Origin of the sequence: Salaquimonas pukyongi, from assembly GCF_001953055.1 — a bacterium.
GTDB lineage: Bacteria > Pseudomonadota > Alphaproteobacteria > Rhizobiales > Rhizobiaceae > Salaquimonas > Salaquimonas pukyongi.
Window position 1 is genome coordinate 1,758,934 of the sequence record NZ_CP019044.1, and the last position, 13,751, is coordinate 1,772,684.

General features: G+C 59.9%; 7 protein-coding genes and 1 pseudogene. 4 read left to right on the forward strand and 4 right to left on the reverse strand.

Annotated features, from left to right (window positions below; translation table 11 throughout):
- The first annotated feature begins 89 nt into the window (after nucleotides 1–89).
- Nucleotides 90–1,343 carry a tyrosine--tRNA ligase gene (gene tyrS, locus BVL55_RS08575; RefSeq protein ID WP_075996536.1) on the forward strand — a complete coding sequence of 418 codons (1,254 nt, stop codon included), beginning with the start codon at nucleotides 90–92 and terminating at the stop codon, nucleotides 1,341–1,343.
- Nucleotides 1,344–1,356: 13 nt separating this feature from the next.
- Here tyrS and BVL55_RS08580 read toward each other — a convergent pair whose 3' ends face one another.
- Complete coding sequence (locus tag BVL55_RS08580; RefSeq protein ID WP_075996537.1) at nucleotides 1,357–4,683, reverse strand: YhdP family protein; 3,327 nt, start codon at nucleotides 4,681–4,683, stop codon at nucleotides 1,357–1,359.
- Nucleotides 4,684–4,981: 298 nt separating this feature from the next.
- Between BVL55_RS08580 and BVL55_RS08585 the strand changes: the two genes are divergently transcribed.
- From BVL55_RS08585 to BVL55_RS08595, 3 genes are all read left to right on the forward strand, one after another.
- Nucleotides 4,982–5,464 (forward strand): peroxiredoxin, encoded by a 483-nt coding sequence (locus tag BVL55_RS08585; protein ID WP_075996538.1) that lies wholly within the window; start codon nucleotides 4,982–4,984, stop codon nucleotides 5,462–5,464.
- A gap of 14 nt (nucleotides 5,465–5,478) precedes the next feature.
- Nucleotides 5,479–6,327, forward strand: coding sequence for a ferritin-like domain-containing protein (locus BVL55_RS08590; protein ID WP_244530472.1), 849 nt, complete (start codon nucleotides 5,479–5,481; stop codon nucleotides 6,325–6,327).
- 131 nt (nucleotides 6,328–6,458) lie between these two features.
- Nucleotides 6,459–7,793: a M23 family metallopeptidase gene (locus BVL55_RS08595; RefSeq protein WP_075996539.1), complete on the forward strand. Its 1,335-nt coding sequence runs from the start codon at nucleotides 6,459–6,461 to the stop codon at nucleotides 7,791–7,793.
- Nucleotides 7,794–8,055: 262 nt separating this feature from the next.
- On the opposite strand, the gene prfB is transcribed toward BVL55_RS08595, so the two are convergent.
- From prfB to BVL55_RS08610, 3 genes and pseudogenes are all read right to left on the reverse strand, one after another.
- Nucleotides 8,056–9,181, reverse strand: a protein-coding gene (gene prfB / locus BVL55_RS08600) for a peptide chain release factor 2 (RefSeq protein ID WP_156892481.1) whose coding sequence is annotated in 2 segments (ribosomal slippage) — nucleotides 8,056–9,111 and nucleotides 9,113–9,181 — 1,125 coding nt in all. Because the reading frame shifts where the segments join, the coding sequence is not laid out codon by codon here.
- Between the two features lie 198 nt (nucleotides 9,182–9,379).
- Nucleotides 9,380–11,844: pseudogene (locus BVL55_RS08605) on the reverse strand (penicillin-binding protein 1A).
- Between the two features lie 297 nt (nucleotides 11,845–12,141).
- A complete protein-coding gene (locus BVL55_RS08610; protein WP_162841477.1) occupies nucleotides 12,142–13,422 on the reverse strand; it encodes an N-acetylmuramoyl-L-alanine amidase in 1,281 nt (426 codons plus the stop codon).
- Between the last annotated feature and the right edge of the window lie 329 nt (nucleotides 13,423–13,751).

Sequence of the window (13,751 nt, forward strand, 5' to 3'; positions counted from 1 at the left end):
CCAGATTCCGACTATGAGGGCGTGCAACCGGGCAATTGCCCGCCTTTCACCCGATGAACCAACATCCAGCTTAGACGGAAAACACGACCATGTCCGGCTTCAAGTCCGACTTTCTGCAAATCCTCTCCGAACGCGGCTTCATCCATCAGATTTCCGATGAAAGCGGCCTTGATGCCCTGCTCGCCAAGGAGTCGGCCACTTGCTATATCGGCTTTGACGCCACTGCCCCCTCCCTGCACGCAGGCAGCCTGGTGCAGATCATGCTGCTGTACTGGTTCCAGCAGACCGGCCACCGGCCCGTCGCGCTGATGGGCGGCGGCACGACGCTGATCGGTGATCCTTCCGGCAAGGATGAAAGCCGGCAATTGCTGACCCGCGAAAGCATCGCCAGGAACAAGGAAGGCATCCGCCGCGTATTCTCGAAGTTTCTCGATTTCGAGGAGGCAGGCGGTAACGCCGTAATGGCCGACAATGCCGATTGGCTTCTTGAACTGAAATATGTCGATTTCCTGCGCGAATACGGCCGCCATTTTTCGGTCAACCAGATGCTGGCCCGCGACAGCGTGCGGCTGCGCCTGGAGCGCGAACATCACCTGTCCTTCCTGGAGTTCAACTACATGATCCTTCAGGCCTACGACTATGTGGAGCTCAACAAGCGCTATGGCTGCAGGCTTCAGATGGGCGGCTCCGATCAGTGGGGCAACATCGTCTCTGGCATCGATCTCGGCCGCCGCGCCGGCACGCCGGAGCTTTTCGCCCTGACGACGCCCCTGCTGTCGAGTTCTTCGGGCGCCAAAATGGGCAAGACCGCCGATGGGGCGATCTGGCTGGAAGAGGACATGCTGCCGGTCTACGACTACTGGCAATACTGGCGCAATGCCGAGGATGGCGATGTGGCACGCTTCATGAAGCTGTTCACCACCCTGCCGCTTGACGACATCGCCCGCTATGCCGCGCTGGAAGGGGCTGAACTGAACGAGGCCAAGAAAGTGCTGGCGACCGAGGCAACGGCCATGGTCCATGGCCGCGAAAGGGCCGAACAGGCCGCCGAAACCGCCCGAAAGACCTTTGAGGAGGGCGTTGCCGCCGGTGATCTGCCGACAGTAACGGTGCCCGAAGGCGAACTGGCAGAAGGCATCGGCCTGCTGGTGCTCATGGTGCGCGCCGGCCTTGCCTCCTCAAATGGCGAGGCGCGCCGGCACATCAAGGGCGGCGCGGTAAAAATCAACGACAGGCAGATTACCGATGAGCGGCTGTCCGTCACCGGCGCCATGCTTGGCGATGATGGTGCCCTGAAACTCTCCCTCGGCAAGAAAAAGCACGTGCTGGTCCGCCAGACGTAAGACGTTTGCCCGATCAGTTTCTGAATTCGAAGATTTCCCGGAATATGCCGGGCGCCACGATGGAAAGCGGGTTGACGGCAATCTGCGGATTGTTAGCCGGTCCGCGCAGGCGGTAGGTGATGCCGATAAGCCCGCTGTTCTTGCCGTTGGACAGAATGTCACCGATCAGCGGTATCTCGCCGAGAACCCGGCTGATGGCAAACAGCGGCATGAAGGTACCGCGCAGGTTCATCCGGTCGGCTTCATCGAACAGGATACCGTCAAAGGTCAGTCCGATCTGACCGTTCCTGAGCCAGCCTTTTTCGACCTCAAGCCGGCTGGGAGACTTGATGATGCCCGCTTTCAGATCATCGAACTTCACCCGGCGCAGATCGAGGTCGCGCAAGCGGCCCGAGGCACGCCGCAGTCTGGCCGGCGCCGGCGCCGATGTCAGCGAGGCCAGGCGTTCTTCACCAACCACCACGAAATCCTTGATCGCCACCTTGCCGACAAACGGTCCGGCGCCACTGCGTCTTAAGGAAGCCAAAAGCTTGCCATCACGCATCTTGTCGTAAAGATTGACCATCGCAAGCGAGCCGCCCGCATTGTCTGCGCGAAACCGGAAGCTGGTCGCATCGCCTTCGGTCTGCGCCGAGACCTGCGACAGCTTGCCCTCGATTGCCCCTTTCACGTCAAGATAATGCAGCCTGCCGCCGCGCGTTTCATAGCGCACGACAACCGACTCCATCACCCGACCGTTAAACCCGCCCATATGGCCGAAATTGGCCGACAGGGACACATCGTTGCCGGCAGTCGATGAAAGCCCCTCACCATGGATCACCATCTGCAGCACCGGACGGCTGTCATAGGATCGCCCGCCGGCGCGGATGTCGTAGCCGCCCTTTCTGCCGACGATGCTGACGTCAAAGTCGTCGCCCCTGTTGAGGGCAACACCCTTCATGTCTGCCCTGATAAGGCCGCTGGTGGAAAAGGAAAGATCGCCCCGCGCCTTGCGCCCGCCATCCATGCGGAAGGAAAAGTCCTTCAGGCGCGTGACATCCCCTTCCTGATCGAGATGAAACTTCGCCGAAGCCGTATTGGTGCTTCCCCGCCGTATCCGCCAGCCGATCCAGGGCAGGGAAACATCGGCCCTCGACAGATCGATCTCGTAGTGCTCCGGCCCATCGCCCCTGGACTGGATACGAACCTCCAGCGGCCCGCTGACCACCGGCGCCAGCCGGATATTCTGCCTGACAAGATCATCGGTGGTGACGGACAGCCTGATATCCCGGCGGCGCAGGTCCCTTGCCGCCCCGTTTATCGGTTCAGCCAGATCAAACCGGGCAGCGAAGCCGTCGAGCTTTGCCTTGCCCTTGGCCGCCACCTGCCGGGCATCCGCCGTTATTTCCATCTTGCCATCGCTGATGGTGTGCCCAAGCAGCGGCTTCTTCACCGTCAGCTTTGAAAGATCGGCAACCGCCCGCCAGTCCCTGACCTTGCCGCCATCCACAAGCGGCGCGGTGCCGCTGACGCGAACCTTTGCTTCGCCTGCAAGATCGGCTGGCCGGATCCCCAATGGGCCGATGGCATTGAGCGGATCGCTGTCTGCCAGGGCCGCGACCGCTGCTGCCGGGCCCGAAAGACGTGCCGTGATCTTGGCCTGAGGGGGCTCGGCGCTCATCTTTGCAATGGTGACAGACAACTCGCTGACCTGGACCCGCTTGGCGCCCGAAGGCTTGATGGAAGCCTTCGAGGATGCAGCCTCCAGCCGGTCGCCGGTAATCGTCAGCGACCCACTGGCTGTTTCCAGCGGCGGCAAGGTGCGGTGATAGGCAACATCAAGGCTGGAGAACTTCGTTGAAAGCGACAATTCGCCTTCATCGGGTGCCCCGCCCTGTTTGAGGGCCGCCAGCTTTTCCGGCGAAAGCGAGAGCTGCAGATCGAACGCAGAAAGTCCGCCCGCCGTTACATGCTCCCTGACCCATTTGCGGGCCTTGGGCGCCACCCAGTCCGGCCACAGCCCGATGACGGTGGCAACATCCGTTTCGCTGCTGCCGAGCGACAGCGCTATCCCCTCTTCCCTGCCCGCCATTGCGCTGCCGGCAAACTGCGCCTCGCCACTGGTCACCACAACCCGGTCGAAATCGGCGCGAAGTCCGGCAATATCAACTTTGCCGGCAAGCTGGGCGCTGGCGGTGCGCGGGGCTGACTGCTGTGGTCCGGCAAGACTTTCAGCCGCCACGTCAAGCATCATGGCATAGAGGCCAAACGCCTGCTCTTCCCCGGCTTTGAGCAGAGCGTCAAATCGGCCGGAAAACCGGAACACCTGCCCGCCAACACGAACGTCACCGTTTTCAAGCGTGATTGCGCTTGCATCCGGGGATATGGAAAAACTCGTCACCGCCGACGGCATGTCGTAGCGCTTCTTTCCAAGGTGCAAGGTTCCCGAACTTGCCTGCAGCTTTACAAATGCATCAAGCGGCTCAAGCTTTGCATCAAAGGGCAGGCGCGCATCCAGCCGCACATTTGCATTCACAAAGGGCCGCGGAGCTTTCCCCCCGTCGAACCCTTTTTCATCGCCATCCTCTTGCAGCCACCAACCGGTGGGAAGCTTGCCAATCCCCAGCGAAAGCTGGCGCCCGCCTTCCGCCGCACCGCGCCAATCCGCATTGATGTTGAAGGCCTGTCCGGCAGCCTCCGCCTCCACTTGCAGCAGCAGGCGCTTGTCGCTGTATCCGGCGCTGCCCGTATTCAACACCACCGGAAAGTTGCTGGTTCTGCCGATGGCAGGCAACTGCAAGGAGATATCGCGCATTTCAATGGCTTCAATCGAGCCTGAACGAAACGCGGATTCGGTTGCTGCAAGCCAGCCGCCGAACCGGCGCAGCATTTCCTGTGGCAAAATCCTTGTCCCCGAGCCATCTGCCTCCGGCAGGACAATTCGCCCGCCCTGCAACTCCACCCGGTCGAACTGAGGCTTTCCGGTCAATGCCGATACAATGTCCAGCCCCACATCAACACGCTCGATGAACAAAACCTCCCGGCGGCTCTCGCGATGACGCACATGGATGCCCTCGCCTCTCAGTGCAAGGATCGATGACAGCGCCGGTGAAAGCCCGCTTTGTGTAACCTCCACCACAAAGCCGTCGCCCACCATGTTCTGCAGCGTGGTCTCGATGCGCTGGTGAATGGTGGCAAGGTTCAGCGGCTGACCCTGAAAAAGATAGGCCAGCATGCCGCCCCCCGCCAGCAGCACGGCAACCGGCAGGATAAAAAACAGCAGTCCACGTCTCAGGCTCCACCGATAGGCAGGCTGGGACGGCGAAAAATCGTTTTTCGTCGCTTGCTGCTTGCGCCGCATTCAAAGCCCCGAATTTTTTGCCTTCCGGCAACCAAAGCCGGTACGCGGGCCCCTCGCTGGGCGGGAATTGGCGCCGCACTTGCGAATCACGGCGCGTCATGCCGGCCCGTCTGCAAGGATGCCACATTCAACCCGAACGCCAAACAGGGACCGCGATCACGTTTTGGGTGTTGCAGCGGCCCGATCGTGCCGAGCACCGCCAGGTCATAAACTGTGCATTGCCGCGACAGGCTCGTTTCCTGCCGCCTGGCAATCCTGTATCCGTAACCCCAAAACACGATACGACACGGAGAACATCATGGCAGATACAGCTTCACGCCCCGATATTGGTGACAAAGCACCTGATTTTGACCTTCCTGCGGCAGGGGCGGAAAATGTGAAGCTGTCGGCGCTTTCAGGCAAAGCCGTCGTGCTGTTTTTCTACCCCAAGGACGACACGTCGGGCTGCACTGCCGAGGCAATCGATTTTACTGCCGCCCTGCCGGATTTCCAAAGGCTTGACGTCAAGGTGATCGGCATGTCGCCCGATCCGGTGAAGAAACACGACAAGTTCCGTGAAAAGCACGGCCTTCAAACCGTTCTGGTTTCCGATGAGGAAAAGAAAACGCTTTCCGACTATGGCGTGTGGGTCGAAAAGAGCATGTATGGCCGCAAATATATGGGCGTGGAACGCTCGACCTTCCTGATCGCAGCCGACGGCACCATTTTGAAGGCATGGCGCAAGGTGAAAGTTCCCGGCCATGTCGCCGACGTGTTGAAAGCGGCCAAAGAACTCGTCTGAAAAGGCAGGCTGCGTTGGGAACGCTTCACCACACGTCCGGCAAGGAAAGGCCTTCATGCCTTGCATCGGCGGCGATTGCCGCCCTGGCCGCATCCGATCTCGATGAAAAGTGCCGCCGTACGCAAGACCTGGCAAGCCGCTGGGAAGCGCGGCAATTGTCGCTCACCACAAGCCATGCGGCAAGCTTGTTGCCGCCCGATCGGCCCGGCAGGCCCAAGAAGCCAGACCTGGTGCCACCCCATCTTGTGCCCCGGCGCTCGATCCGCAGCCGCAGGGGAATGATCGCACTGCTGCACGCCATTGCCCATATCGAGCTCAATGCCATCGATCTGGCGCTCGACATCATAGCGCGCTTTGCCCGTCTTTCCATGCCGCGTTCCTTCTATGACGGCTGGGTGATGGTGGCGCGTGAGGAGGCCAAACACTTCGGCCTGCTGCGCGCCCGTCTTGGGGATTTTGACGCGACCTATGGCGACCTTCCGGCCCATGACGGGCTCTGGGAAGCAGCACAGCGCACCGGCCACGACCTGATGGCCCGCCTTGCAATCGTGCCGCTGGTGCTGGAAGCACGCGGCCTCGATATTACCCCTTCTCTGATACGCCACATCAGCGAAACGGGAGATTTAAAAACCGCCGAAATCTTCCGCATCATCTATGAGGATGAAAAGGGACATGTGGCGGTCGGCGCCAAATGGTTCCGCTTTTTGTGCCACAAAAACAACATCGAGCCGGCTGCCTCGTTCCAGGCAATGGTAAGGCGCCATTTCCGGGGGCCCTTAAAGCCCCCCTTCAACGATCTTGCCCGGGCAAAAAGCGGCATTACCCCGCTCTTCTACCGCACGCTTTCACCGGCGGGAAACTGACCTGGCCTTGCCGCCTGCCGGGTGCATGCTCCCTGAAGCCTTTGTTAACCATATTCGGCAACACTTGGCCTGACCGGACCCTGCTTTCGGGGCCGCTACATGAGTATTGGCAAGGTATCGGGTGTTGTTCAATGAGTGAAGTTAGGGAGCCCCGCCAGTTCGGGCGCAGGGAAAACCGGGTCGTCATCACAACCAATGGCACGGTTCGCGAATACCGTGTCTCCGCAAACATCCTGATCCTGTCTGCTGTTCTTTTCTGCACCTTCATGACCGGCTACATCGGGGCCACGGCCTATCTTGCCTTCCGCGAGGATCTGGTTGCCGGCACGCTGATCCGCCAGGCCCGGATGCAGCATGAATATGAAGACCGCATTGCAGCCCTTCGCTCGCGCGTCGACCGCATCACCTCGCGCCAGTTGCTGGACCAGCAGGCCGTCGAAGCCAAGGTGGCAGCCCTGATGCGCCAGCAGGAAATGCTGACCGGCCGCAATGGCGCCCTGGACGGCCTGATCGAGAAGGCGCGCAAGCAGGGCCTTGAGGTGCCGCAAACACAAAAACCCGAGCAAAAGGCGGAAATCGAATCTGTTACAACCGGCTCAATCGGCGCATCCGGCACCCGCCGTCCGACCATCGTCGCCCTGGCGGATGCCGGTTCCTTCCTTCGCGGCTCGACTTTTGCCGGCCAGAGCGGCACGGCCATCGGTCTTGGCCAGGATATGAGCCGCAAACTGGCCGCAGCGCAGCTGCCAACCGGTAATGCTGCCGGCAATCCGGCAATCACAACCCAGCACATGTTTGAGGATGTGCGCGAGCAGATTGGCGCGGTGGGCATGCGCCAGACCGCCAGCCTGAAGGCCCTGCAGACCGCCGCCCGCCAGCGCATGGAACAGCTCGCGGCCGTATATCAAAAACTCAAGGTTCCCCTGCCGGCAGACATGACGGCAAATACCGGCGGTCCGTTCGTCGCCGCCAGCGGCATGGCGTTTGAGGACCTTGCCGAAAACGTCGCGCTTTCCCTGGATACGCTGGCAAGGCTGAAGACAAAGGCCATGAAGCTGCCCGTGGCAAATCCCCTGCCCGGCGCAAAGATCACCAGCCGCTTCGGCAACCGCCTCGACCCCTTCAATCGCCGTTCCGCTTTCCACGCCGGGATTGATTTTCGCGCGGCCCGCGGCACGCCCGTCAAGGCAACTGGCAGCGGGCGCGTCATCCATGCAGGACGCAAGGGCGGCTACGGCCTGATGGTGGAAATCGACCACGGCAACGGGATCACCACCCGCTATGCCCATCTAAGCCGCATCACTGTCAAAAAGGGTGCAACGGTAAAACCGGGCGAAAGGATCGGAAAGGTCGGTAGCACCGGCCGCAGTACCGGCCCGCATCTGCATTATGAAGTCCGCCGCCACAAAAAACCTGCCAACCCGTCCAGATTTCTGAAGGCCGGCCGGGAAATCGCCACGCTCTAGGTTTCGGACGCGGCGCGAGACGGATTCCGTCTCTGGCAAGGCGAAAAAACCGCCGTGGTGGGCCCCACCACCAACGGGTTTTCAACGATGCCAGGGGCAAAATCCGCCGCGTTCTGCAAGAATAGGATGAAAATCGCACGCTTCAGCGTCGCGGAACCTCGAAAGGATAGCGACCTGGCATTGGTCCCGCTCCTGGAATTGAACGATTTTCCCCACACCGCGCTCCAAATCCTGAATGTCGATACAGCCTAACCCTGCCAGGTTATTCGATATCGGCGACTTCGCCTTCGCTGCCGGTAATCTGGTGGATGAGCGAAGCTTCCATGAAGGCAGTAAGATCTCCGCCCAGCACCGCATCCGGCGAGGTATTTTCCACCCCGGTGCGCAGGTCCTTGACCAGCTGATAGGGCTGCAGCACGTAGGAGCGGATTTGGTGGCCCCAGCCGATCTCGGATTTCGCCTCATGCTGTTCCTGGATCGATTCCTGGCGTTTCTTCATCTCCACATCGTACAGCCTTGCCCTCAATGCCTTCATGGCATTGGCCCGGTTCTGGTGCTGGGATTTTTCCGATGAAGTGACCACGATGCCGGTCGGCATGTGGGTGATGCGAACCGCAGAATCCGTCGTGTTCACATGCTGCCCGCCGGCGCCCGACGAGCGGAAGGTATCGATCCGGATATCCTTGTCCTGGATTTCGATCTCCACATTGTCGTCAATTTCAGGATAAACCCACACAGACGAAAACGAGGTATGGCGGCGCGCCTGGCTGTCATAGGGTGAAATGCGCACCAGACGGTGCACGCCGGATTCGGTCTTCAGCCAGCCATAGGCATTCTCGCCGCGCACCAGGATCGAAGCCCCCTTGATGCCGGCTTCCTCGCCATCGTTGACGTATTGAACCTCGACCTTGTAGCCGCTTTGCTCCGCCCAGCGCGTATACATGCGCAGCAGCATGGAAGCCCAGTCCTGGCTTTCCGTACCGCCCGCCCCGGCATGAATTTCCACGAAGGCATTGGCGCTGTCCATCTCGCCGGACAAAAGCGCGTCGATCTGGCGTTTTCCAAGATCCTTGTGCAAGGTTTGCAGGGCAGCCTCAGCCTCGGCGACAACGCCCTCATCGCCCTCTTCCTCGCCCAGTTCGATCAACCCCACCTGATCGTCAAGCTCGCTCTGGATCGACTGGATGGTGTTGATGCTCTTTTCCAGATGCTGGCGTTCGCGCATCAGCTTCTGGGCCTGATCCGGATCGTTCCACAGTTCGGGGTCCTCGGCCTTGGCGTTGAGTTCTTTCAGGCGGGCAAGGGACTTGTCCCAGTCAAAGATGCCTCCTCAGCAGCCCGACCGACTGCTTGATTTCATCGACAATGGATTGGATTTCCGCACGCATTTGAACCTTTGTCCCGCTAATGCAATTTTGTGGGTGAGGTGAATTGATCTGGATCGAGCGCCTGAATATGCGAGCAGATTGCGCTTGTAAACTGCCGAATACAGCTTGCGCGCGGGAATGGCACAAATTCGCCGCCGCCCGCCGGCAGGCGCTTCGACAGGTTCCCGACAATCAGATCAGTAAAGACTCACTGGCAGATCAGTAAAGACCGCCGGTACCTGAAAGAATGGCCCGGTTGGCATCCGGCGACACGGTAATGTTGGCATCGCCCACCATGTCCTCGAAACCGATCACCGTAAAGATGGTCGGCGGCGCCGTGCCCGGCTTGAATGCCTCCAGAATAACGCCCGGCTGGCCGGCACTCGCCTCAAGGCCTGTCTTGGCGTTGATCGGAATGAGCTTGATGCCCTTGGGAACACGGAAGTCGACCGGTGGTTTGCCTTCATTGGCAGCGGCCATGAATTCGGTGAAGACAGGGGCAGCCAGTTGTCCGCCTGTGTTGCCGCGCCCCATCGGCCGCGGATTGTCAAAGCCGATATACACGCCTGCAACGAGATCGGGCGTATAGCCGACGAACCAGGCATCCTTTTCGTCATTGGTGGTACCGGTTTTGCCGGCCACCGGCCGTTCAAGCGCCTTGACGGACTGGGCTGTACCGCGCTGCACCACCCCTTCCATCATCGAGGTGATCTGATAGGCCGTCATCGGATCGAGCACCTGTTCGCGGGTGTCGACCAGTTCGGGTTCTTCCTGTCCGGTCCAGGCATCGGCGGAACAGGTCTCGCAAATGCGGTCTTCGTATTTGAAGATGGTCTTGCCGTAGCGGTCCTGAATTCGGTCGATCGTGGAAGGTTTGACCTGCCGGCCGCCATTGGCAAGCACCGAATAGGCCGCAACCATGCGCAGCACGGTCGTCTCGCCGGACCCCAGCGACATCGCCAGCACCGGCAGCATGTCGTCATAGATACCAAAGCGCTCGGCATATTCGGCAACCAGCGGCATGCCCATGTCCTTGGCAAGACGAACCGTCATCAGGTTGCGTGATTTTTCGATGCCCAGCCGCAAGGTCGACGGGCCGGCATATCCCTTGCCGTAGTTTTTCGGTTCCCAGATGCCCAGCGCCGATCCCTGATCAACCTTGATGGGCGCATCAAGCACCACCGATGACGGGGTATACCCATTGTCGAGGGCCGCCGCGTAGACGAACGGCTTGAACGACGAGCCGGGCTGGCGGTAGGCCTGTGTTGCCCGGTTGAACTGGGATTGGGAAAAGGAGAACCCCCAACCAGGGCAAGCACACGGCCTGTATGGGGGTCCATGACCACCATTGCGCCCTGTACTTCAGGCGGCTGCCTGAGCTTGTATTCTCCGGCCTGGTTTTCCGCCACTGCCTCGACAAATACCACATCGCCGGTTTGAAGAATCTGGTCGGCAGTTTTCACACTGCGGGCCTTGCCCGCGCTGTCGACGACCTTTTTCGCCCATGCCATGTTTTCCAGCGTGATGCGGCCCAGCTTGCGCTCTTCCGACAGGCCGCCGGAGACATTGCGCTTTGGCTGCAGGCCGATGGAAGCTTCCTGTTCGCCCACTCCCAGCACAACGGCCAGCTTCCATTCCGGCACATCGGACAGCCCGCTTACCTCGCCCAGCGCCTTGCCCCAGTCTTCCCCCAGTTCGATCTGGGTCACGGGGCCGCGGTAACCGCGCTGCGTGTCAAAGTTGATAAGGCCGTTCTGCAGCGCCCTGCGCGCCATGCGCTGGATTTCCGGATCAAGTGTCGTGCGCACCGAAAGCCCGCCCTCATACAGCGCATCCTCGCCATAGCGGTCGATGATCTCGCGGCGCACTTCCTCGGAGAAATACTCCGAAGCCGCCAGATAGGTCGAGCGGCGGCGCGGATTGACATCCAGCGGCTTGGCCTTGGCCTCATCGGCCTCCTCCATGGTGACATAGCCATTGGCCACCATGCGGTCGATCACCCAGTTGCGGCGCTCAAGCGCAGCTTCCGTCTTGTTGAACGGGTGATAGTTGTTCGGCGCCTTTGGCAATGCGGCAAGATAGGCCGCTTCGTGCAGTTTGAGCTGGTTGACCGACTTGTCGAAATAGGTAAGCGACGCACCGGGCACGCCATAGGAACCGAGCCCCAGGAAAATCTCGTTCAGGTACAGTTCCAGAATGCGGTCTTTCGAATAAGCCTGCTCGATACGCAGCGCCAGAATGGCTTCCTTGATCTTGCGGTCAATGGTCCGCTCATTGGAAAGCAGGAAGTTTTTTGCCACCTGCTGGGTAATCGTCGAGGCGCCGATCGATCGGCGGTTGGTGCCGATATTGCGCACATTGGTGATGACAGCTCGGGCAAGCCCTTCCGGGTCGATGCCCGGATGGGAATAAAAATTCTTGTCTTCAGCAGAAAGAAACGCGCTCTTGACCAGGTTCGGAATTGCCTGAATGGGCAGATACAGCCGCCTTTCGCGGGCATATTCGGCCATCAGCGCACCGTCTCCAGCATGAAAACGCGTTGTCACAGGCGGCTCATACGCGTTCAGCACCTCGTAGTCGGGCAAATCCTTGGACAGTTCGGACACATACCAGGCGACGCCAGCCAGAACGACCAGGCCAAGCAGCGTGCCTATACCGAACAGATATCCGATGAGCCGCAAAATCATGGGGTAAATCTAACCTCGCCCGTCCGACCTTGCCGGATTACGTATCGTAAGCATCGTGGCGGTCTAGCCGTTTCCGGCCTGAATGTCCAAACCTGCCGCATCGCTTAGCTGATTCCTGCCGGCACCGCATGCCGGATTGGGTGCCGCACTGGGTGGCCATGGCACGCTGGCGCCTGCTTTCGGCCAACAATGTGGCTGCAATCTGACACCGCATACCATTCATCACATAAACATGGTTAATGCCACATTAAGAATTACCCTATCAACCATCAACAAACGCCGGCAAATTCCTCGTTAGTTCCCGCTGTTGCGGGGCTGCCGGCCGGAAAAGAAATCAGCCACCGCTTCGCTGACAATACCGGCAACTTTCAATTGCCATGCAGGGTCCGCCATCAGGCGCTCGTCCTTGCTGTTGGACAGATATCCCAGTTCCAGCAATACGCTGGGGACTTCCGCATTCTTCAATACGGCAAAGGAAGCGGCCCGTTGCGGGTTGTTGATCAGGTTGACCCGGTCGCGCATCTTGCGCGCCAGCATGCTGGAAAACGCACGGGAAAAATGGGTGGTCTCGCGCAAGGTCAGATCGGCAAGGATGTCGGTCACCACATCGCTTTCTTCCGGCGCCGCAAGGCCTGCCACCACGTCAGCAAGATTTTCAGAATCGGCAACTTGCTGGGCAAGTGCGTCCGATGCCTTGTCAGCCAGCGTATAAATCGTCGCCCCCCGCACATAAGTCTGGCGCAAAGCATCGGCATGGATGGAGATCATCAGATCCGCATTTTCACGCCGCGCAACCGCCTGGCGCTCCCTCAGCGATATGAACACATCGTCATCGCGCGTGTAAAACACGTGAAAAGGCCCGGCCTTCTCCAACAACTGGCCCAGTTGAAGGGCGACCGAAAGGGTAACGTCCTTCTCGGCGACATCGGTCGTGCGGCCTTTCGCGCCGCCGTCGATACCACCATGGCCCGGGTCGAGCACGATGGTGAAATAGCCTTCGCGCTTGGGGCCGGACCGCACACGCCCGCCCTTGACCACCGCTTCTCCGCTGGTGCCCAGCAGCGCATGCTGTTCGGCCACCCGTTTGGAAAACAGCGCCTGATCGATTTCTCCCAGAACGATACGCAGGCTGTAGCGGCCCGTTTGCGCGTCGGCTTCAAGCGCCTGCTCGCGGATTTCCGCCCCCGCGGCAAGCGCCAGCACAAGCCTTGAGCGGTCCGCCGTGATGGAGCCGAAGCGGAGCTGGCGAACAAGACCGCCGGTTCGCTTGGCGAAATTCTGATCAAAGCCCAGTGTGATTTCATTAAACTCAAGCACCAGCCGGTCCGGCCGGTCCATGAAGAACAGCCGGTAGTCGGGTTTGCCGTCAAACTTCAAAACAAGGGCTGTTTGTTTTTCCCACGCCTCAAGCTTGCCGTCATAGGCAACGGTTGCCGGCCGGGTATCCCCTTCACCGCTCGCAGCCTTCGCCTGGGCAAACGCGGCAGCTCCAAACCCCGGCGGAAAACTGGCGGCAACGGCCATAATGGCGAACAAGATGACGGCCAGCACGCCTGCCGGCGAACCGGATATCAAGCATATTTTCCGGCAAAACCTGACTGTTGCTTCCCTCATGGCAAGAAGGGAGTTCCGTTCCTTTTGGTTATGGTCTTCGTCCCGCTGGAACATCAATGCGTCCGCCTGAACATCACCTGTATGAACATCGATATGACTGCCGGGCCAATTCTGATTTACAGCCGAATCGCCGCGATTTGGCACAGATTGAGGCCTGTTAGGCCATTGGCAGCCCCTTGTCGAGAATGCCTGCCCCCGTCCCAGCCCGCAATTTCCCGCCATTTTCGCACCGCGCCATGAATGGTCTTGTTTAATGGCCGCTTTGGGCTTATGTCTGAAAATGAAACGGG